General features: G+C 42.4%; 21 protein-coding genes. 5 read left to right on the top strand and 16 right to left on the bottom strand.

Features of this window, described 5'->3' with window-relative positions; genetic code table 11:
- Positions 1-11 precede the first annotated feature (11 nt).
- From kdsB to N518_RS0107390, 10 genes are all read right to left on the bottom strand, one after another.
- The gene (kdsB, locus tag N518_RS0107435) at positions 12-773 is read right to left on the bottom strand and encodes a 3-deoxy-manno-octulosonate cytidylyltransferase (protein WP_005025565.1); all 762 of its coding nucleotides are present in this window, start codon (positions 771-773) and stop codon (positions 12-14) included.
- Positions 774-782: 9 nt separating this feature from the next.
- Positions 783-1,793, bottom strand: coding sequence for a tetraacyldisaccharide 4'-kinase (gene lpxK, locus N518_RS0107430; protein WP_005025563.1), 1,011 nt, complete (start codon positions 1,791-1,793; stop codon positions 783-785).
- Between the two features lie 3 nt (positions 1,794-1,796).
- A complete protein-coding gene (gene msbA, locus N518_RS0107425; RefSeq protein ID WP_005014715.1) occupies positions 1,797-3,524 on the bottom strand; it encodes a lipid A export permease/ATP-binding protein MsbA in 1,728 nt (575 codons plus the stop codon).
- Positions 3,524-3,946: an ExbD/TolR family protein gene (locus N518_RS0107420; protein ID WP_005014717.1), complete on the bottom strand. Its 423-nt coding sequence runs from the start codon at positions 3,944-3,946 to the stop codon at positions 3,524-3,526. Before N518_RS0107420 ends, msbA begins: the two co-directional genes overlap by 1 nt.
- Positions 3,947-3,960: 14 nt before the next feature.
- Positions 3,961-4,593, bottom strand: coding sequence for a MotA/TolQ/ExbB proton channel family protein (locus N518_RS0107415; RefSeq protein WP_005025558.1), 633 nt, complete (start codon positions 4,591-4,593; stop codon positions 3,961-3,963).
- A 44-nt stretch (positions 4,594-4,637) separates the two neighbouring features.
- The gene (locus tag N518_RS0107410; RefSeq protein WP_005014719.1) at positions 4,638-5,525 is read right to left on the bottom strand and encodes a ParB/RepB/Spo0J family partition protein; all 888 of its coding nucleotides are present in this window, start codon (positions 5,523-5,525) and stop codon (positions 4,638-4,640) included.
- Positions 5,522-6,304, bottom strand: coding sequence for a ParA family protein (locus N518_RS0107405; protein WP_005014724.1), 783 nt, complete (start codon positions 6,302-6,304; stop codon positions 5,522-5,524). The genes N518_RS0107410 and N518_RS0107405 overlap by 4 nt, the downstream gene beginning before the upstream one ends.
- 24 nt (positions 6,305-6,328) lie before the next feature.
- A complete protein-coding gene (gene rsmG / locus N518_RS0107400) occupies positions 6,329-6,961 on the bottom strand; it encodes a 16S rRNA (guanine(527)-N(7))-methyltransferase RsmG (RefSeq protein ID WP_005014727.1) in 633 nt (210 codons plus the stop codon).
- Positions 6,962-7,031: 70 nt separating this feature from the next.
- Positions 7,032-7,736 (bottom strand): N-acetylmuramate alpha-1-phosphate uridylyltransferase MurU, encoded by a 705-nt coding sequence (gene murU, locus N518_RS0107395; RefSeq protein ID WP_005014729.1) that lies wholly within the window; start codon positions 7,734-7,736, stop codon positions 7,032-7,034.
- Positions 7,736-8,749 (bottom strand): aminoglycoside phosphotransferase family protein, encoded by a 1,014-nt coding sequence (locus tag N518_RS0107390; protein WP_005025555.1) that lies wholly within the window; start codon positions 8,747-8,749, stop codon positions 7,736-7,738. Before N518_RS0107390 ends, murU begins: the two co-directional genes overlap by 1 nt.
- Before the next feature lie 120 nt (positions 8,750-8,869).
- On the opposite strand from N518_RS0107390, the gene N518_RS0107385 reads away from it, so the two are divergent.
- Both N518_RS0107385 and N518_RS0107380 read left to right on the top strand, forming a co-directional pair.
- Positions 8,870-11,311 (top strand): LPS-assembly protein LptD, encoded by a 2,442-nt coding sequence (locus N518_RS0107385; RefSeq protein ID WP_010700167.1) that lies wholly within the window; start codon positions 8,870-8,872, stop codon positions 11,309-11,311.
- Entirely contained in the window at positions 11,311-12,621 is a 1,311-nt protein-coding gene (locus N518_RS0107380; protein WP_005025552.1) for a peptidylprolyl isomerase, read from the top strand. The genes N518_RS0107385 and N518_RS0107380 overlap by 1 nt, the downstream gene beginning before the upstream one ends.
- 124 nt (positions 12,622-12,745) lie before the next feature.
- Here the strand turns inward: N518_RS0107380 and hfq are convergent, their stop codons facing one another.
- From hfq to tsaE, 4 genes are all read right to left on the bottom strand, one after another.
- Complete coding sequence (gene hfq, locus N518_RS0107375) at positions 12,746-13,294, bottom strand: RNA chaperone Hfq (protein WP_005025550.1); 549 nt, start codon at positions 13,292-13,294, stop codon at positions 12,746-12,748.
- Between the two features lie 91 nt (positions 13,295-13,385).
- Entirely contained in the window at positions 13,386-14,330 is a 945-nt protein-coding gene (gene miaA / locus N518_RS0107370; RefSeq protein ID WP_005025548.1) for a tRNA (adenosine(37)-N6)-dimethylallyltransferase MiaA, read from the bottom strand.
- Positions 14,331-14,336: 6 nt separating this feature from the next.
- A complete protein-coding gene (mutL, locus tag N518_RS0107365; protein WP_005025546.1) occupies positions 14,337-16,301 on the bottom strand; it encodes a DNA mismatch repair endonuclease MutL in 1,965 nt (654 codons plus the stop codon).
- On the bottom strand, positions 16,291-16,767 hold the full coding sequence (tsaE, locus tag N518_RS0107360; RefSeq protein ID WP_005025544.1) for a tRNA (adenosine(37)-N6)-threonylcarbamoyltransferase complex ATPase subunit type 1 TsaE: 477 nt from the start codon (positions 16,765-16,767) through the stop codon (positions 16,291-16,293). Before tsaE ends, mutL begins: the two co-directional genes overlap by 11 nt.
- Positions 16,768-16,912: 145 nt before the next feature.
- On the opposite strand from tsaE, the gene N518_RS0107355 reads away from it, so the two are divergent.
- Entirely contained in the window at positions 16,913-17,824 is a 912-nt protein-coding gene (locus N518_RS0107355; RefSeq protein ID WP_005025541.1) for a pseudouridine synthase, read from the top strand.
- Between the two features lie 108 nt (positions 17,825-17,932).
- Positions 17,933-18,247 (top strand): type II toxin-antitoxin system RelB/DinJ family antitoxin, encoded by a 315-nt coding sequence (locus N518_RS0107350; protein ID WP_005014739.1) that lies wholly within the window; start codon positions 17,933-17,935, stop codon positions 18,245-18,247.
- Between the two features lie 61 nt (positions 18,248-18,308).
- Here N518_RS0107350 and N518_RS0107345 read toward each other — a convergent pair whose 3' ends face one another.
- Entirely contained in the window at positions 18,309-19,016 is a 708-nt protein-coding gene (locus tag N518_RS0107345) for a pseudouridine synthase (RefSeq protein ID WP_005025539.1), read from the bottom strand.
- 263 nt (positions 19,017-19,279) lie between these two features.
- On the bottom strand, positions 19,280-20,149 hold the full coding sequence (locus N518_RS0107340; RefSeq protein WP_005025536.1) for an IS982 family transposase: 870 nt from the start codon (positions 20,147-20,149) through the stop codon (positions 19,280-19,282).
- A 236-nt stretch (positions 20,150-20,385) separates the two neighbouring features.
- Here N518_RS0107340 and N518_RS0107335 point away from each other — a divergent pair, with 236 nt between their 5' ends.
- A complete protein-coding gene (locus N518_RS0107335; protein WP_005014743.1) occupies positions 20,386-20,841 on the top strand; it encodes a DUF441 domain-containing protein in 456 nt (151 codons plus the stop codon).
- Positions 20,842-20,851: the final 10 nt, after the last annotated feature.

Here is a 20,851-nt window from a genome sequence, read left to right as displayed (position 1 = left end):
TGTTCCAGCAGTTATTCAAAATAGGAAATATCCAATGCATTTAGCCGGTCAAGATCAGCTTGAGTATCTACACCCGGCGGCAAGTTAGCCATGGCAACAGCAATTGCAATACGATGGCCATTTTCTAGTACACGCAGTTGCTCTAGACTTTCCAGTTTTTCAAGCAATCCCATATCCCAACCTACATAAGCCTGCAGCAGGCTCACACGATACGCATAAAGCCCCAGATGACGAAAAGCCTGTGTATGTAACTGCGGTATAGTCTGCCGGGCAGCATCACGGTCATAAGGAATAGTGGCTCGACTAAAATACAAAGCCTCTCCATGAAGGCTTTTTACCACTTTAACTATACTGTCACGCTGAAACTCATCAAGCTCATGAATCGGCTCACATAAAGTCGACATTGAACATTGGGGCTGATCTATTAATAGCTGTGCAACCTGTTGTACCAGTTGAGCTGGCAATAAAGGTTCATCACCCTGAATATTAACAATAATATCATCACTTCCCCAACCCTTAATCCGTGCAACTTCACTCAAGCGGTCCGTACCTGATGGATGATCTGCACGGGTTAACACCACATCCACATTTTCGTCCCGACACACCTCTGCAATACGCTCATCATCAGTTGCCACACACAAATCATCGAACCCCTGAACTTTACGGGCCTGATCTACCACACGTAAAATCATTGGACGTCCATGAATTTCCAGAAGCGGTTTACCTGGCAGACGTGAACTTGCATAACGTGCAGGGATGACGATGTGTTTCATAAAAAGACCTTAAGAAATCTGTATATCATATTGACCAAGCTGTTGTTCCAGCAGTGCATAACAAGCAGAAGATAATATCGCATCGACCGGCACGACCCAAATCTGCCTTTTAAATTCTGGAACACTCTTTAGAAGTTGGCGGATTTTTACTGCATCTTTTTCAGTAGTAATCAGCGGTTTCAAGTCACCAAATTCCAGATCTTTAAGCTGGTAATCATGATGATCTGCGTAGGCATGATGATAAATCCGATTAATGCCCAGTGAAGCGAGCGTCTGATAAAAGCGCTCAGGAAAACCGATACCTACAACTGCATGAAATTCCAGAGTGGCATCAAATCTCTGCTCTTTTCCTGCATCAGGATTAAGCAAATAAGGCTGCCCAGGCTCAAGATGCATATTAAATACAGACTGAGGATGCTGAGCATGTTCAATTACAGTAGCTTTCTGCAGACGACTCTTCGGTTCGCGTAAGTAGCCTTCTGGCAGGAGTTTTTCATTGCCCAGGCCACGGTTATTATCCAGTACAATCCACTCAATTTGCCGGCCCAATGCCCAATGCTGCAGCCCGTCATCACTAATGATCAGATCAAGCGAATGATGTTGCAATAACAGTTCAATATTAGCTTGCCGGTTGCTGCCTACTGCCATTGGTATACCGGTCGACTGTACAATCAGGCAAGGTTCATCACCAACCTGCTCAGGTGTGGAGTGAACAGAAACCTGTGCTGGAAATGGTCCTTTGCCTCCATATCCGCGGCTGATCACCCCCACTCGCACCTGCTTACTCTGCAAATATTTAACCAGATGAATCAGCAGTGGTGTCTTTCCACTACCGCCCACGGTAATATTGCCAATAACCATAACCGGCACAGGTGAGTGATAGACTTTCTTTAAACCTGCCTGATAGAACCAGCGGTTTATCAAAAATCCTCCACGATACAAGCATGCCAATGGTCTTAAAATAATCAGCCAAGCAGCCTGCTTATTCCACGCATCTTGAATCAACCGGGCCATTGACATGGATCAGTTTTCCTCAAAATTACGCTGATGCAACTGATAATACGCGCCATGCTTTTGCATCAGTTCCTGATGGTTACCCTGCTCGACAATACGGCCTTTATCCATAACCACAATCCGGTCTGCATTCTCAATAGTAGATAAACGGTGTGCAATAACAATAGTGGTCCGTTCCTGCATAGCCTTATCAAAGGCTTTTTGAATGAAATGCTCAGACTCATTGTCGAGTGCACTGGTAGCCTCATCCAGAATCAGAATTGGGGCATTTTTCAAAATAGCACGGGCAATTGCAATACGTTGACGCTGACCACCTGAAAGATTAAGTCCCTGTGCACCTAGAATGGTGTCATAACCTTGCGGCAAACTCATAATAAAATCATGGGCATAGGCTGCTTTTGCAGCTGCAATGATCTCAGCCTCACTTGCCCCTTGTAGCTGACCGTAAGCGATGTTGTCTCGCACGCTACGATTAAATAGTACGACCTGCTGGTTTACCATTGCGATTTGAGAACGCAAGGCTGTCAGTTCGATTTTTTGAATATCGAAGCCATCTAGTAAAATTTTTCCGGAACTGATTTCCTGAAAACGTACCAGCAAATTCACCAGAGAACTTTTACCTGCACCAGAACGTCCAACCAATGCTACTGTCTCACCAGCTTTTACATTAAGACTAAAATCATAAATAGCCTGTGAGCCATCACTATAAGTCAGGTTTACCTGATTAAATTCAATATTGCCTTTTAGTACAGGTTTTAAATCACCTGTATTTTTTTCTTCAGGCATATCCAGTAATTCAAATACTGAATAGGCAGCAGCCATCCCCCGCTGCAACTTTTCATTAATATCTGTTAGAGACTTGATCGGCTTAGCCAGTAATCCGGCAGCTGTAATATAAGCGACAAACTCGCCTGCTGAAGTATTACCCAGAACCTGTGGGCGCAAAGCAATCCAGATGATAATACTCATTGCAATTGCCATGATCAGCTGAACAATTGGGCTATTCATCTGCTGTACAATGACCATTTTCAGGCCACGTTTCAGGTTTTCATTAGAATGATGATAAAAACGCTCCTGCTCAAAGGTCTCTCCACCAAACCCTTTTACGACTGCATTGCCATTTACACTTTCCTGTACAACATGGTTAATATCACCCATAGTATTTTGCACCTGCACGGAAAGCTTGCGCATCCGTTTAGCCGCTTTGCGGATCAATAGTCCAATCAGCGGTGCGAAAATCAAGATACAGATAGTTAAACGCCAGTTGGTATATAATAGATAACCAATTAGGCCTAATGTAATAAAACCGTACTGAACCAGTGTTTTTAAAGATTCAGAAGAAGCAGCTGTAAGTTGCTCCACGTTATACATGATTTTGGCAGTAATCTGGCCACTGTTATTGTCCAGATAATACTGGGCAGGTAAACGCAATAGTTTGGCAAACACCTCTTGCCGGATCTGAAAAATCAGACTACGTGAGATGACGGCTGTATAGTAGCCGCCAATAAATAGCCCCAATCCACGGAAAAAAATCAAGATAATAACCAGAAATGGAAACCAGTTTAAATTCTGCTGGTTTTGGTGCTGAATGGCATTAATGATATATTCAAGCAGCTTGGCAACTGATACCTCTGTAGAAGCATTAATACCAAAACCGACGAGTACAAGTAAAGCTGCCCCCCAGTAAGGCTTTAAATAAGACAGGAGACGCGCATAAACTTTAAAATCTTGCTTCACTAATAACCTCGGGTAGGGAGCTTGGTACTAATATTGACATTTACAAAGCCCAGCTGTCCGGCCGTATCCATCACACGGATTACATCCTGATGGGTGGCCTTGGCATCAGCCGCAATAATAAACATCAAATCACGCCGGTCTTCAGCAACCTGCTTGATTGCTGCGCTTAAATCAGCCACTTCTTTACTGGACAAAGCTTGTCCATTGACTGCGTAATGGCCGGAAGAGTCTACCATAACCTCGATTTTTTGATCGTATTGTTTTGGTGGAACACCCTGTGCATCTGGCAGGGTCAGGTTAAGACGGCTTTGCTGATTAAATGTCGTAGACAAAAGCAGAAATACCAGAATAAATAGTAGGCAGTCGATCATGGGAGTCAGGTTAATCTGGATATCTTCCACTTGAGAGCGCTTGAATTTCATGACATTTGACCTGTTTAGCCGACTTTTCGCAGCTCTGAACCAGCCGTACTACTATAGAACAATGCTGCATGAAATAATGTTGACTGCTGCTCAAGCTCAGCCACATATTCCTGTACCAGTCTTTGAAAGAAACGATAAGCAAATAATGCAGGAATAGCAATCAGCATACCCGCAGCAGTGGTAATCAGGGCTTTAGAAATACCCGGTATCATAAGACCCGGGTTACTGGTCGTACCTAGGTCAATCACCAGAAAAGATTCAATAATACCCAGCACCGTACCCAGCAGCCCAAGTAATGGGGCTACTGCGCTCAAGGTACCCAAAAAATTAATATTCTTTTCCAAATACCCAATTTCCTGAGAGGCTTTCGCTTCCATCTGGGCACGTGCAAACTGCTCACTTTCTTGCCGACTCGCATAGCCTGCCAGCAGAATCTGCCCCAAAGTGCTAGCCTGCAGGTTTGGGGCATGGCTTAACCTGTCGATTACTGGAGCAATATCTTGGGGATGACGTAAAATCAGCTCTACAGGAATCACTTGAGAGCGCTTTAAACGGATAAAGCGCTCCAATGTAATAGCTATGGTAAAAATAGAACATACGACGAGCGGCAGCATTAGCCAGCCGCCAGCTTTAACAAGTTCCCACATGCTGTATACCCCAAATCAAACTATCTTTTTATATTTTTAAACTGTTAATCAGCCAGACAGATATTCAAGATACCATCAAGCTCATCAAGCGAATGATAATGGATCACCAGTTTTCCTTTACCTTGCTTGTTGTAATCAATTTTGACATCTGCACTGAAACGTTCAGAAAGCCGCTGGGTGAGCTGCTCAAGATCAGCTGACATTGACGTTTTATTTTTTTCCTGTTTTGGTGTGTTCCACTCACGCACCAGTTGCTCGGTCTGACGGACTGAAAGACTTTTTTCAATAACGGTATCAGCAGCTTTTAGCTGATCTTTAGATTTTAAGGTCAGGATTGCACGCGCATGTCCCATATCCAGCAAACCTTGTTGCATAAAGTCTTTTACTGGCTCAGCCAGGCTCAGCAAACGCAACAGGTTACTTACGGTAGTACGGGCCTTGCCTACTGTTTCGGCTATTTCCTGATGGCTTAAACCGAATTCATCATGAAAACGCTGTAATGCTATTGCTTGGTCAATTGGATTCAGATCCTGGCGCTGAATATTTTCAATCAAGGCAAGCGCAATTGCTACCTGGTCATTTAAGTCACGAACAATTGCCGGTACTTCAGTCAGCCCCGCCAGCTGCGCTGCACGCCAGCGGCGTTCTCCTGCAATAATTTCATAGGGACGCTTTTCATCATCAACTGGGCGTATAACAATCGGCTGCATCACCCCATGCTTCTCAATTGAAGCGGCCAGCTCCTGCAGATCTTTTTCCTCAATAAAACGGCGCGGCTGGTATTCACCCCGCTTAAGCAGATGCACATCAATCTGTTTAAGCTGTCCGTGATCCAGTGATTGAGCTTCTAGCTGCAACTTCTCTTTTTGAATCGAACCCAGTAAGGCATCTAAACCACGGCCTTTGGCCAATCCGCGCTTTTTGGTGGTCATGCATTACTTCCTTTTTTTAGCTTGGTCTTTTTAAGAATTTCGGCTGCAAGATTCAAATAAGCTACTGCACCTTTAGAACTTTTCTCAAAATAAATGATAGGCAAACCATGCGCTGGTGCTTCAGCCAGTCGAACATTACGTGGAATAACCGTCTCGTAGAGTTTTTTGCCAAAATACTGTTCCAGTTCAGCCGAAACATCACGGGTCAGGGCATTTCGGGCATCATACATGGTACGCAATACACCCACAATTTGCAGGTCAGGATTAAGCGCCTGCTGAATACGGTCAATTGTCTGCGTGAGATCTGCCAGTCCCTCAAGCGCGTAATACTCACACTGCATCGGAATGACTACACCCTGCACTGCAGCAAGCGCATTAACGGTGATCAAGCTCAGACTAGGTGCACAATCAACAATGATATAATCATAAGACTTTTCAATATCTTTTAAAGCTTCCCGCAAAATATATTCACGGCCTGGCTGTTCAGCGATCGCCAGCTCTACCCCAGCAAGGTCACGATTGGCCCCAAGAACTTTATAACCTACTTCTGCTTTGGTAATTGCCGTTTCAATGGGTACTTCACCCAGCAGTACATCTGTAACTGAATAAAGCAGATCATTTTTCTGCACGCCAGAACCCATCGTCGCATTGCCCTGTGAATCCATGTCTATCAGCAATACACGTTTTTTTAATACTGCAAGAGAAGCTGCCAGGTTGACGGCAGTTGTGGTTTTTCCTACGCCACCTTTCTGGTTTGCAATCGCAATAATCTGAGCCATGCTAACCCCAATCCTAAAAATCTTTTAAATACGTTTTAATAAAAGCAGATGCCGCTGTTCATCCAGACGTGGAACTTGCAGTTCAATAATCTGGCAAGAAAAGTTTTCTGCAAGAGTAGCGACTTCCTCATGTGGAACTAACCCTTTCATAGAGGCAATCACACTTCCACCATGCATATAAGGTTCTGAAGCCAACACAAAATCTGTCAGTGACGCAAATGCACGGCTGGTGATCACATCAAACTGACCAAGCTCATGAATACTTTCTTCATTTTCTACACGGGTTTGCACTGCAATCACATTTTTTAGTTTCAGGTCAGCAATAAACTGTTTGAGAAAACGGATTTTTTTGCCATTTGAATCCAGCAATACACATTCACGTTCTGGCTGACACAAGGCAATAATCATGCCTGGCATGCCACCTCCGGTACCAATATCCAGCAGACGTCCAGACGGCAGATCTTTCAAGATGCTTAAACTGTCCAGTAAATGTTTTACCAGCATTTCTTTCGGGTCACGGATTGCTGTCAGATTATAGGCTTTATTCCAGAGTACCAGTGCATCCTGATACTGCAGCAACAGACCTAAAGTCTCATCATTCAAACTTAGCCCCAAGGCCTGACTGCCCTGTTTTAACTCTTGGAAAAACGGATGCATAAACAAGCAACATCTCAAAAAAATTAAGTGAAGTATACCGATTTCTAGTTCATGACACAGTATCTAATGACTAGTGATTATGCATTTGGTCATACAAGCCCTGCTGAATTTGCTGATCTAGAGCATTCAAACGCTCTGGTGTACCCACATCGACCCAGACTCCCTGCATTTTTTCAGCACTCACCTGTTGCTGTTGCATAGCTTCTTTTAATAGCGGGGCAAGTGGACGCTTACCAGGTTCCAGCCCAACAAACAGCTCTGGCGAAAGAACAGCAATACCACTATAAGTCAGTGCCTCACCAGATTTCGCCTGTGCAAAGGTATAGGCATGCCCCTGAGATAATATAAAATCACCCTGAGGGTGCTGAGGTGGATTGTCAACCAGTACCAAATGTGCAAGATGTCCAGTTAACTCAGTCTGCAGCAAAGGCGCAAAATCCATCGTAGTCCAGACATCACCATTGACCAGAATAAACGGCTCACGACCCAGCAGAGGTAAAGCATTGATAATTCCACCAGCCGTTTCCAGTCCTTCATCCTCATGTGACCAGAGGATATTGACTCCAAAGGCTGAACCGTCACCTAGAGCATCAACGAGCTTTTCGCCCAGCCATGCCGTATTGATGACAATATCACGAACACCGATACGCTGTAATTTCTCAAGATGCCAGACTATAAGTGGCTTCCCACCAACTTCCAGTAAAGGCTTGGGCGTGGTCAGTGTGAGTGGCCGCATCCGGTTACCCAGTCCCGCTGCCAGAATCATTGCTTTCATCAGGCAGCCACCTCATATATTCCGTATTTTTGGGTAAAAGCAGGCATCACACGCTGACGTATAAATTCCGCAAACGCTTCAAGTTCAGTATAGCCCTGACTTTCTTCTAACAGATACCACATCACACGAGGGAGATCTTTTAAGTAACCCGCCTTACCATCACGCTCAAACAGACGCACAAAAATACCTAGTATTTTAATGTGCCGTTGAATTGCCATGAAGTCAGCATCACGCTTAAAGTCTTCAAAGGTACGGTTCAGTTTTGTGCTGGCCGGCAAAAGCTCATAAAATGTCTTGAACCATTGATATACACGCTCTGGTTGCCACTGTACATAAGCATCACGGGTAATGGAGACCAGGTCATAAGTATCTGCACCAATTACCGCATCCTGAAAGTCGATAATCCCTAGCTCTTGCCCATCTTCAAGTTTCATCAAGTTACGGCTATGAAAATCACGATGTACGATCACCTGTGGCTGACTTAAAGCAGCTTTAGATAAAAATTTAAATGTCTGATCAATAATTTTCTGTTCTTGCGGAGAGGGTACAATACTTAAGGCAGGCAGCATCCAGTCTGTCAGCAACTGCATTTCAGACAGTAATTTCTCCTGAGAATAAAGCGAAAACTGGCCTTTTCCGTCAATTGATTGCAGCTGTACCAGTTGCTTGAAACTCTGCAAATAATATTGATCTACAGTCTCTTCATTTAGCAGGGTAGAAAGCAGTACATCACCAAAATCTTCCAGCAGTAAAAATCCCTGTTCCAGATTTTTTGCCATAATCTGCGGCACCCGCACTCCATGAGCAGCAAAAAATTCATCTATATGAACAAATGGAGCACAGTCTTCTTTTTCTGGCGGCGCATCCATGAGCATATAACTTTTATTCTGATATTTTATACGTGCATAGCGGCGAAAGCTGGCATCACCTGCTAAAAAATTAAGCTCAAACTCATCCGAGTTCAGTACAGTTGTAATCCATGTTTGTATCAATTGTTCACGTTGTGTATTCATTTGCAATAAAATCTAAAACAGGCTGAGTTTTTTAAAGGATTAAGTGTAGCTAGTTCTGCACTTTTTCTCTATGATGCCACAATAATTAATTGCGAAAAGCATACTTGGTTAATGAGACAAATGAAGCATAAGTTTAAATTTAATCCTTTAGCGACTGCTATTTTGACCCTTTTATGTGGTAGCTCCATATCAAGTTATGCAGAGCAGTCAGAACCCTTTTCAACAGTAAGCAATAACCAGCTCAAAGAAAGCATTAATGAAGCTTACCCAGGGCAACAGTTTTTTGAACAATATTATGTTGACAAAAGTGCACCTGAGGCACAACTAAGAAATACTCAGGCCTTAAGTTCTGCATTTTGTCAGGGCACATGGATTACACCAGTTAGTCCGGACAATAACGCACCTGATCCAGACAAGGTCACCTCTGTGATTACTGCTGATTATGGCTATTACAATCCGCAAGGTGATTCGACACTTGAAGGTAATGTGGTAATTGATCAAGAGGGGCGCAGCATCCGTGCAGACAAAGTCACTCTTGACCAGACACGAACCTATGCGAATGCACAAGGTCGGGTACAACTGGCTCAAGGTGGGCTGCTAGCACAAAGTGACCAGATTAACTATAACCTCAAAACACAGACGGGCGACCTGAACAATAGTTTTTATATTGCAGAGCAACAGCATGCTCATGGTCATGCAGAGAAAATTGAACGAACCTCCCCTACAGTTGCAATACTCAGTAATGCCAGTTATACCACCTGCCCACCAGGTGAAGCACCAGCCTGGAGGCTGCAGGCTGACCGGATCGAGCTTAATCAGGAGACCGGGCGCGGGGTAACAACCGGAACAAAATTATATGTAAAAAATACACCTGTGCTGGCTGTGCCCTACTTCAATTTCCCAATTGATGACCGGCGTACAACTGGTATTTTAAACCCGCAGTTCGGTTTTTCAAATGACGGTGGACTAGAGCTCTCTGTCCCGGTATATCTCAATCTTGCACCAAATTATGATGCGACCATTACACCACGTTATCTTGCTGATCGTGGCCCTATGGCTGAGGGAGAGTTCCGCTATTTAACTGAAAACTTTGGTGAGGGGCGTGTTTGGGGAGGTTATCTTCCTTCTGACAAAGAATATAACGATGAAGATCGTAAAGAATTTCATTTTTTACATGACTGGGTCATTAACCCGTATTGGTCAACCAATCTTGAATATAATTATGTCTCTGATAAAGACTATTTCGCCGACCTGGATTCAAGTCCAAACAGCAAAACAGATCTGAACCAGCGCCGCGCCTGGGTAATTAACTATCGTAATCAGATTCCAGGCTTGAAAGCTCAACTTAAGGTCGAAGACTTTCAGACACTGGATAAAGACATTAAGGATGAAGATCGGCCGTACGCTCGACTTCCTCAATTCCTGCTGAATTACGTCGGGGGAAATCCTCAGGGCCTACAGTATGAATTCAACAATGATACCGGCTATTTTAAAAAATCAATTAATGATGATTCAGATGTTCTGGAAAGTAGTGGTACCCGTATCTATAATCAATTTGCGGTTCGTTACAACTACCGCAATCCATGGTCTTTTGTAATTCCGGAAGTATCTTTCCGCTCTATTAACACTTTCTATGATCGCGACTCTCGTGAAGACCGGGGTATTGAAGCAGATTCTCTGACAAAAAGTGTAGCAGTACCGCAATTTACACTTGATACCGGCCTATTGTTTGAAAAAGAAGGAACTTTCCTGCAAAGTATTTCTCCGCGCCTTTTCTATGCTTATGCGCCGTATAAAGATCAGAATGATTATCCAAACTTTGATACGACTACAGCCTCTATCAGTTATGACCAGTTGTTCAATCCTTACCGCTTTTATGGACATGACCGCTTAGAAGACAATAATTTTCTTTCTCTGGGCGTAACATACAGCCTGATGGATCAGATAGGTTTGGAAAGACTGCGTGCCAGTGTAGGACAAAGCTACTTCTTTGAAGACCGCAGAGTAACTTTATATAATGAAGATGAGCTGGACCAAGAAAAACGTACAGGTCCCGTACTCAGCCTGAGTAGCCAACTGAACCAGAATTTCACAATTAGCGCCAATTCAGCCTGGATGTCTAATGGTGAAAACTCGCAGCGAGATTTTCAGGTTTACTACACCGGTAATCAGGGCAATCTTTACAATCTTGGCTATTTTTACCGCAAAGATATTCCAAACCGCCAAGACAGCTATGACCAGGTGGTTGCATCGTTTATACAACCTGTTTATAACAATTGGCGTATTATGGGACATGTGCAATATGACATTGATCAGGATGTAGCACGCGAATATCTGCTCGGTGTAAATTATGAATCCTGCTGTTGGGGCGTGTCAGTATATGGCCGCTCTTATTATAATGATCTAGATGACATCAATGAGCCGGGCGTTAAACCGAAACGCGCTGTTATGGCCGAGTTCACCCTCAAGGGATTAGGGGGGCTAAATAATAAACTGGCCTCTTTACTTGAAAGTCGCGTTTTAGGTTTTAGTAAAATTAATCAATCTTGGACACAACGTTAATGAAGACAAAGTATTTTAAACAATTCTTTAAAGCCACTGCGCTTGCCTTAGTCATTTCTTCATCAATGCAAAGCTTTGCACAACCTGTAGATGAGGTTGTTGCGATTGTGGACAATGGTGTCATCTTAAAAAGTGATTTGATACAAGGCGTAGCTGAACTTAAACATCAGCTGGAAACCCAGAAACGTGAAGTTCCTCCACAGGCGTTTCTGGAAAAACAGGCTTTGGACCAGCTGATTTTGCGTCAGGCCCAGCTTGAACAGGTGCGACGCTATAACGTTAAACCTGATGAAAAGAGTTTAAATGAAGCAGTGATGAAGGTTGCCAGTCAGTCCGGCACAAAAACCCTAGAAGCCTTTCAGCAAAAGCTTGATGCTATGGCTCCAGGAACATATGAATCATTACGTAACCGTATTGCTGAAGATTTAGCAATTAATCGTCTTCGCCAGCAACAGGTTATGTCCCGCATCAAAATCAGCGACCAAGATGTAGAGAATTTCCTGAAATCTCCACAAGGTCAGGCGGCACTGGGTAGTCAGGTCCATGTCATTCATGCCCGGATTACTCCCAAAGACAAACAGACTGCTAATGTTGAAAGTATTGCGCAGCAAGTAAAAAATGCATTAAACACAAGCAATGATATTCAGGCTATCAGTAAGCAATATTCAGATGCTAAGGTTCAGGTAGAAGGTGTAGACATGGGCTTTCGCAGCCTAGCAGACATACCTGCCGAACTTGCAGCTCGCGTAAGTGCCTTACCTGTCGGCCAAACTACCGAGCTGATTCCGGCACGTGATGGTGTGCATGTTCTAAAAGTATTAGAACGTAAGACAAGTGAACAAAAAGCATTAGTCCCTCAGTATCAGACCCGTCATATTTTGATTCAGCCATCTGAAGTGGTCAGTCCAGAAAATGCTAAACACATGATTGATAATATTTATAATCGTCTTAAAGCTGGTGAGGATTTCACAGTATTAGCTTCTACTTTTTCAACAGATACTGGATCAGCACGTGACGGTGGTAGTTTGGGCTGGGTAAGCCCTGGTGTAATGGTGCCTGAGTTTGAAGAAAAAATGAAAAGCACTCCTGTCGGCCAGGTTAGTGCTCCTTTCCAGACCCAGTTTGGATGGCATATTTTACAGGTGACAGATACTCGTCAGCAGGATATGACAGAAGAATACCAAGAACGTATGGCTCGCCAAATTCTGGGTGAGCGGCAGTTTGAAACCGAGCTTGATAGCTGGCTACGTGAACTGCGTGCCAATGCTTATGTTGAAATCAAACAACCTAATCTGGACAGTAACTCCTAGTTAAGCTGAAAAAAAGACACTGGTAACAGTGTCTTTTTTAATAACTAAACTTAAAAGTTTTAAGTCAATGTTTGATTAATAAAAAAAGCTCCTTTTTTAAGGAGCTTTTTTTATTACTTATAAATTAACGATTATTGGTATCGTCATCTTGGCTATCTTCAAATTTCGAGTCATTATCGAAGCCTGAAGTCGATTGACCGCCGCCAAAACCGCCTTGACCGCCACCAAAGCCACCTTGAGCGCCGCCAAAGCTACCTTGATGGCCTCCACCAAAGCCGCCTTGTCCACCAAAGCCACCGCCTTGACCGCCAAAGCCACCTTGTCCACCAAAGCCGCCGCCTTGACCGCCGCCAAAGCCACCGCCCTGACCGCCACCAAAGCCACCACCTTGACCGCCACCAAAGCCACTGCCTTGACCGCCACCAAAGCCGCCAGCTCCTTGAGCCCCTGCAGGTGCACCTGCAGGACGAGGATTACGCGCTGGAACTACTGTAGAAATCGCATGCTTATAAACCATCTGGCTTACAGTATTCTTCAATAAAACAACATACTGGTCAAAAGATTCAATATGACCTTGTAGCTTAATACCGTTAACAAGGAAGATAGAAACAGGAATACGTTCTTTACGGAGAGAATTCAAGAACGGATCTTGTAAAGTTTGACCTTTAGACATTTTATAACTCCAAAAAAATTAAAATCAGCGCAAAAAACTATCTTTATTTTTCAATTAAAAATTATAAAAAAGACAGTAGTTAAATTTTGCTTTATCTATAACAGTTTCGCAAGTCTTGTTGAGCCTGCTTAAGCGTCTCGTAAGTTTTAAATTGGTGTAATTCTTGCAAAGAGCGTAACCAAGTGTATTGACGTTTTGCCAGTTGTCGTGTTGCAAATAAGGTTTTATCCTCCATTTCATGTTTACTTTTAATAGTTTTATCACTTTTTAATAGAAAATCGATTACTTGGCGGTATCCTACACTACGCATTGAGGGCAAGTTTTCATTTAAATCGTATTTTTTAATCAATATCTCTACTTCATTTAAAAATCCGATTTCCCACATTTTTTTTAATCTTTTCTCAATGCGCTCATGCAATTCTAATCGATTAGGTAGTAGGGCATGATTATGAAATGTGTAACGATATGGTAAATTTTTTGGCTGTTCGGCCTGTAGTTTTGTAATAGGCTGGCCAGTGATATAAAAAACTTCCAGTGCACGAGTTATACGCTGTCTATCACTTACTCTAAATTTTTGTCCCGCTAAAGGATCTACTTCACATAGTTCAGCATAGACTGCTTCCCAGCCTTCGTATTCAGCCTTTTGCTCAATAGTTTTACGGATAGCCTGATCTGCATTTGGTAGATTAGTTGAAAGACCTTCAAGTAAAGCTTTAAAGTAGAGCATAGTTCCACCTACCAGTATAGGTGTTTTTTCTCTGGCGTGTATATCATCAATGAGCGGACAGACGTCTTCCACAAACTGTGCAGCTGAATATACTTCTAGTGGGCTAATAATATCGATCAGATGATGCGGATAAAGAACCTGCTCTTCCTTGGTAGGTTTGGCTGTACCAATATCCATATCTTTATAAATTAGTGCCGAGTCAACAGATATCAGTTCAAATCCGCCCTGTTCATACAGCTCACATGCCAGCGCCGTCTTACCGCTTGCCGTTGGGCCCATTAAATTGATGACGGGTAGTACGCTAGACATGTACAACTACTCTCCTCGAGCAAATAATTTATCTAATTGAGTTAAAGGAAACGCACGCCAAGTTGGACGGCCATGATTACACTGGCTGGCAAATTCAGTTTGTTCCATTTGACGAAGTAATGCATTCATTTCAGAGAGACTAAGTTGCCGATGTGCACGTACTGCTCCATGGCACGCCATACCAGCCAGAATCTGGTCACGTTTTTGCGTAAGACCGCGCGCTTCATCACTTGGGTCAAGATCATTTAAAAGTTCAGGTATTAGTGTAGTGAAGTCGGCTTTTTGTAAAATAGCAGGAACACCTCTTACTATCACCTGCTCATCTCCATACTGGTCTATATCCAGCCCCAAACGTTCCAGTTGTGGTTTCAACTCTTCAATACGTGCTGCCTGCATACGCGTAATTGAAACAACTTTAGGAATGAGTAATTGCTGTGCTATCCAGAACTCAGATTTATCCCAGGCAGACTTCATTTGCTGTAGCAAAATCCGCTCATGGGCTGCATGCATATCAACAATAATCAAACCTTCAGTATTTTGCGCCAAAATATAAATACCATGCAGTTGAGCAATTGCAATTCCTAATGGAAACTCATCTACATGAGTCGATACTACCGATGCAGCCGGAATAACAGGCGCTTGAGTACTCTCTTCCCTTAATGGTGACAGATAACTCCTTAAGGCGTTATTTAACTGCTGAGAGCCGGCATAAGGCCGCTGGGGTGCATATTGTACAGTACGCGGTGCACTCGCCTTAAATTCGGTCAGTAATTCGGTAGATACTTCAGTTTGGGGAGTTGCTATGCCCAGAGCTGAAGCCTTGGGCTGTGTCGGACGATGTAACTGAAACTGTTCCTGGTGACGCGGCTGCGGGTTAAAAGAACCAGTCGTGGTATGTATAACTGATTCAGCTTTCATTGCCTGGGCAAGGTCAGCAGTTGCAGTTTGGAACTGTGATAAGGTTTCTTTTGCATAGTGCCGCACAAATTCGTGAACTTCACGTTGATTTAGAAAACGGATTTCATGTTTTGTAGGATGAACATTCACGTCGACATTTTCTGGGTCGACTTCCAGAAACAATAAGTATCCTGCATGCTGATGGCCATGCAAAATACCATCATACGCCATACGTAATGCATGTGAGATGGTTTTATCTTTTACAATTCTTCCGTTTACATAGACATACTGCAAGTCTGCCTGAGGACGCGCATCAGATGGATGACCAAGCCAACCCGAAAGATGCATGTTAATACTTTGCGCATCAATCCAATAAGCATTTTCAGTAAATGAGCGACCCAGCAACTGCTGGACACGTTGAGAGCGCAGCTCTCCACTATCAGCAATTGGCAGGTTTAAACGGATACTGTCATTATGTTCAAGAACGAAACGCACATCAAAATGCGTAAGCGCCATGCGACGGACGATTTCCTCAATATGCCCGAACTCGGTGGTCGGTTTTTTCAAAAACTTCCGACGGGCAGGCACATTAAAAAACAAGTCCTGTACACGAATGTGCGTCCCTTTTTGTGCTGCGACTGCCTGAATCTCCTGGTGATCAAAAGCAGTACCATTAACTTCAACCTGATAGCCAATACCTGAGTCATCTTGACTACTGCATAAACTCAAGCGTGATACCGCAGCAATTGAAGCCAAGGCTTCACCCCGAAACCCCAAGCTGGCTATTGCATATAAGTCTTCAGCAGACTGGATTTTACTGGTTGCATGTCGCATCACTGCCAGTGCAAGATCTTCAGGATGTATTCCACGTCCGTTGTCAATAATTTCAATTAGAGTACTGCCACCTTGGGCGACCCGGATAATCAGCTCGGTAGCACCAGCATCAATCGAGTTTTCTAGTAACTCCTTAACCACAGAAGCAGGCCGCTCAATTACCTCACCTGCAGCAATCTGGTTTGCAAGAGCAGCATCAAGCGTATGAATACGGCGCAAACCGCTTTCATCATGCGACATTCATTTTTTCCCGTAATTTATTAAACAGCTCAGCCGATTCAGTTGAAATACTTACCTGACGTTGCAGGTCATCGTCTGATTTTAAAATATCAATAATGAGGTCAGCTTGCGGAATTTCACTTCCACCTTTGGAAGGCCATTCAAATAAAAACAGCGCATCCGGAATTTCCAGATAATCACGGATCCCCATCAGTTCCAGCTCGTAAGGGTCATGCAGACGATATAAATCAAAATGAAAAACATCACGACCTTGTATCGTATAAGGCTCGACCAAAGTATAGGTAGGACTTTTTACAGCACCCTGATGGCCCAATGCTGTCAAAAAATAACGGCTGAGTGTTGTCTTGCCGGCACCCAAATCTCCGACCAGATATACAACACCTGAATTAAAATGCTGAGCCAGTACCTGAGCCAGCTTTTGTGTATCATCTTCACTATTTAAAGTCAGGCTAAAAGTATACTGCATAAGGCTCACATCATGTTCCAATCTTGCAATTATGATAGCATTGCCCCGCCTTAAAGCCTATGCTGCCCTATACTATATTCATTAATTTTAATCTTGACCGGTCTTTATAAAGATCAGTTCTTATTGTCTATATATTATTGCTCTCATGAATAAACCTTTTAGTACAGTTTTTATACCTCCTATGATCGATGGTGTTAGCGCCAGTAAAGTATTTCTGCCACTAAAATCTCAGGCAAATACCATCTATGAACATTTAACCCAGCAGTTTCCGCATATTAATGCGAATGAATGGATGCAGCGTTTCGAGGACGGGCTGGTTTATACGACACATGGGCAGAAATTAAGGATTGATAGTATTTATGAGGGAAATCAGCATATTTATTACTATCGTTTTCTTTCCAAGGAAACACCTGTGCCATTTGAGCATCACATCTTGCATGAAACAGATGAATTTTTGGTGGTCGATAAACCGCATTTCCTTACGATGAGCCCAACCGGGCAGTATGTACAAGAAACATTATTGGTTCGTTTGAAAAAACAAACCGGAATAGAGACTCTCACCCCTATTCATCGACTCGACCGTGAAACTGCAGGTGTAGTACTTTTTTCAAAACGTCCTGAAACACGTGGTTTATATCAGAAGCTCTTTGCTGAACGTAAGGTAGAAAAGACTTACCATGCCGTGGCGCCTTTTAAGCCCGAGCTTAATTTCCCGATAAACCTAACACTACGTCTCGACAAAGGTGAACCTTTTTATACTATGCAGATAGTGGAGGGAGAGTCTAATACAGAAACATTGATTGATCTTTTAGATGTTCGAGCTCACTGGGCAAAATATCAGTTGAAGCCACGCACAGGCAAACAACATCAGTTACGGGTTCATCTAAATCATCTGGGAATACCTATTCAAAATGACAGTTTTTATCCTATCGTTCAGCACAAATCAGATAACGATTTTACAGCGCCCTTGCAGCTACTAGCTAAAGAAATAACATTTATTGATCCTGTAGATTTAGTTAAAAAAACCTATCAGTCAGGATTTGACCTGCTATTGTAATTTACCTGTAATGACAAAAAAATTATTTACTTGATATAAAGCGTTGAAAATACATTTTGTAGCGTTAAAATACAGCTAAAATTCTTTCTCCTAACTTGGTTATTATTCATGCGGAAAACGGAAGTTTATCAAGTCCGACTTGACTCACAAGAAAAAAAACAGGCTTTTGCAGTTTTTAAGCAATTGGGAATTACACCAGCACAGGCAGTCCGCCTTTTTTTCAAGCAAGTCGTACTGACCAAATCTATTCCTTTCGCAATTGAAAATCCCAGTATTAATATGGAACAGCTGACCAAATTGCGTAAGATGAAAAGTGAGCACGCAACTGCTCCCCTTTCTCCAGCCTATCAACCAGATGATGAGAATGATGCTGACTTATTTGAAGAGCTCAATGCTCTTTTAGGGGAAAGTGACAAAGTCTGATTGTTTTTTCATGCCAAACCTATATACATAAAACCTAGATTCAGCTTTTGGATAGACTTTACTATGGCACCATACGCGACTTTGCCAGTTCAATCTGTGTCTGGTCCAGATAAGTCCATTCTCCTTCGGCAAGCATAGGTAATTCAAGTTCTCCGATTTTACTACGGTGCAATTTTTCGACTTTATTACCTACCGCAGCTAGCATACGTTTTACCTGATGGTAGACACCTTGATGAATCGCCAGACTCAACTGATTAGAACTGGTTTGCTTTATATTGCTTGCTTTAAATATACCATCATTACGAAGCTCTACGCCCTGTTCCAGCAATCGAATCTGTTCTGGCGTAATAGGGTTGGCCGTTATCAACTCATATACTTTTGCCACATGTTTACGTGGATGTGTCAGAGCCTGTAGAAATTGACCATCATCTGTCAACAACAGCAACCCGGTTGTATCCTGATCGAGCCGGCCTACACACTGGATTCCACGATTAAGGAGAGTGGGATCAAATAAATCAAATACACTAAAATGGTATTGGGCCTGATGAGAACATTCATAACCTTGTGGCTTATTTAATGCGATATATACTTTTTCCCGATATTCAAACTCTTCACCATGTACCTTAAAAGTAAAATTTTTCAGGTCAAATTTTGCTTTAGTATCTACACAAATTTCGTGATTTATACTAATTGCTCCACTTTTAATCAGTTGCTGGCAATATTTTCGTGAACCAAAACCTTGAGATTGCAATATTTTTTCCAGCAACATGAGATATTCTCCAAAATAATCGGTTTATTTTAGCTAAGTTCCACCAAGAATGCGCTGATGATTGTTATCTGCTCTCTTGTGGTAAATAAAATAAATAACTTATTATTTTCTTTTTTGATACCTCAAACAATATGAAAAGTAGCAGATCGTAACTATTGGAGAGTGAAGCATATAAGTTAAAATTTTTTATTGAAAATATTGAAATTTAGGCAGAGCTTCCTCTATTTTTAAAATATTTATAGCCTTTTAAACCCGAATCCTGCTTAAGCCGATGATTCCTTAATTTGAATTGTTGGCTTATTTTGATGAGTGAGTTGATATGCACATAGTGAGGCGTAAATTCCACTCAGAAATCCATGAAGACTACGTGCTTTACTCGTCACTAAATTGTATTGCCCCTTCAATAAACTGAATAATGTTTCTATCTTATTGCGTTGTCTTAGGTGATATTCATCTGATGCACAAAGTTGAATAGCCTGCATATTCTTTCGATGATAATTAATTAAATCAATACCTTGATATTTCAATCTAATTTTTAATTCTTGGCTGATGTAACCTCGATCCCCGTAAAGTTTTGCTTCTATACCAGCAACCAATTGCTCAACCATTTTTATGTCAGCAACATGTCCATTCGATAAAGCAGAACAGGCAATTTCACCAAATTGATTCATCGCAATATGTAATTTACAGCCATAAAACCAGCCCATTGAGCTTCTACCACGTGATGCAATTTGGACTAATGATTTATGATGCTGAATACGTTGAGTTTTACAAACTGGCAGAGTTGTTGAATCAATCCATAAATATTGTGTACCTTGGCCTTTCATCAGTGCCACATGTAAAGCGTGTAGGGCTAATTCATGCATATTGATCAGATGAATCATCCTTTGATAGCAAGGCAAGTACTTGAATAAATGGCTTTTATCTTCTTTTAACCAGGTGAAAAAGGCTTTGAAATTATTGAAATGAGAGCATTTGTACCAAATGGCAATAAAGCAGATTTCTGAAATTGTAAGTTGAGCAGTTCTGATTCTTAAGGAACCACGGTTTTGTTTGAGAAACTCCCAATAAGTTGCTTCAAATTTAAGAAAAAAATCATCAATTATGCAGAATAATTCGGTACTATCGAACATCAGGACTAGAGTTGTGAGTTTGGTGTGGTAACTTAACTGATGGCTCTAGTCCTCTTATTTTTCAAGTCAATTTCTTATCCGCGATTCGGGTTTTTAAAGTATTTAGTTAAATACAGCATAGTTGATATTAGCGATCTGTCTTAGTTACTTGCGTTTCTCAAGCATTAACCTGCCCTAGCGCCTTTAAGGAAAGAGAGTACAATGGCAGTCCGTTTCTCCCAACGTTTGACTTGCTTATGATGTCCCAACTTGATGTAAACCTGATGGTTCTTTTGGTTTTGTTGGCTTGTGGTATTTTTAGTCATAATACTGCTGTCACTATTGCAGCCGGGATACTGATTGTTTTCAAAATGACGCCACTAGAGCAGTTTTTCCCCTATCTTCAGCAACATGGTTTAAATATTGGTATTATTATTTTAACTATTGGTGTGCTTACGCCGATCGCTAGCGGTAAAATTCCAGGCGAAAGTATTTTAAAATCTTTTCTAAGTTTGAAATCATTACTGGCAATTGGAATCGGGTTACTGGTAGCGTGGCTCGGTGGACGCGGTGTAAAACTGATGTCTAACCAGCCAGATGTCGTGGCTGGTCTGTTAATTGGAACAGTTGCCGGTGTAGCGGTATTACGTGGCGTACCGGTCGGCCCACTAATTGCAGCAGGCCTGTTATCTATTATTATTGGTACATCTTAAACATGAAGTT

This window comes from Acinetobacter sp. UNC436CL71CviS28, assembly GCF_000620525.1.
In the GTDB taxonomy this organism is placed as follows: Bacteria; Pseudomonadota; Gammaproteobacteria; order Pseudomonadales; family Moraxellaceae; genus Acinetobacter; species Acinetobacter radioresistens.
This window is presented reverse-complemented; position numbering and strand designations above follow the sequence as displayed.

Coding starts and splice junctions, on each gene's coding strand:
- N518_RS0107415 (WP_005025558.1), bottom strand. CDS start 4,593: ATGTGGGAACTTGTTAAAGCTGGCGGCTGGCTAATGCTGCCGCTCGTC.
- N518_RS0107340 (WP_005025536.1), bottom strand. CDS start 20,149: ATGTTCGATAGTACCGAATTATTCTGCATAATTGATGATTTTTTTCTT.
- N518_RS0107380 (WP_005025552.1), top strand. CDS start 11,311: ATGAAGACAAAGTATTTTAAACAATTCTTTAAAGCCACTGCGCTTGCC.
- N518_RS0107420 (WP_005014717.1), bottom strand. CDS start 3,946: ATGAAATTCAAGCGCTCTCAAGTGGAAGATATCCAGATTAACCTGACT.
- N518_RS0107410 (WP_005014719.1), bottom strand. CDS start 5,525: ATGACCACCAAAAAGCGCGGATTGGCCAAAGGCCGTGGTTTAGATGCC.
- tsaE (WP_005025544.1), bottom strand. CDS start 16,767: ATGCAGTATACTTTTAGCCTGACTTTAAATAGTGAAGATGATACACAA.
- N518_RS0107390 (WP_005025555.1), bottom strand. CDS start 8,749: ATGAATACACAACGTGAACAATTGATACAAACATGGATTACAACTGTA.
- N518_RS0107350 (WP_005014739.1), top strand. CDS start 17,933: ATGCGGAAAACGGAAGTTTATCAAGTCCGACTTGACTCACAAGAAAAA.
- mutL (WP_005025546.1), bottom strand. CDS start 16,301: ATGTCGCATGATGAAAGCGGTTTGCGCCGTATTCATACGCTTGATGCT.
- N518_RS0107405 (WP_005014724.1), bottom strand. CDS start 6,304: ATGGCTCAGATTATTGCGATTGCAAACCAGAAAGGTGGCGTAGGAAAA.
- N518_RS0107385 (WP_010700167.1), top strand. CDS start 8,870: ATGAAGCATAAGTTTAAATTTAATCCTTTAGCGACTGCTATTTTGACC.
- N518_RS0107355 (WP_005025541.1), top strand. CDS start 16,913: ATGAATAAACCTTTTAGTACAGTTTTTATACCTCCTATGATCGATGGT.
- hfq (WP_005025550.1), bottom strand. CDS start 13,294: ATGTCTAAAGGTCAAACTTTACAAGATCCGTTCTTGAATTCTCTCCGT.
- miaA (WP_005025548.1), bottom strand. CDS start 14,330: ATGTCTAGCGTACTACCCGTCATCAATTTAATGGGCCCAACGGCAAGC.
- kdsB (WP_005025565.1), bottom strand. CDS start 773: ATGAAACACATCGTCATCCCTGCACGTTATGCAAGTTCACGTCTGCCA.
- rsmG (WP_005014727.1), bottom strand. CDS start 6,961: ATGCATCCGTTTTTCCAAGAGTTAAAACAGGGCAGTCAGGCCTTGGGG.
- murU (WP_005014729.1), bottom strand. CDS start 7,736: ATGAAAGCAATGATTCTGGCAGCGGGACTGGGTAACCGGATGCGGCCA.
- N518_RS0107335 (WP_005014743.1), top strand. CDS start 20,386: ATGATGTCCCAACTTGATGTAAACCTGATGGTTCTTTTGGTTTTGTTG.
- N518_RS0107345 (WP_005025539.1), bottom strand. CDS start 19,016: ATGTTGCTGGAAAAAATATTGCAATCTCAAGGTTTTGGTTCACGAAAA.
- lpxK (WP_005025563.1), bottom strand. CDS start 1,793: ATGTCAATGGCCCGGTTGATTCAAGATGCGTGGAATAAGCAGGCTGCT.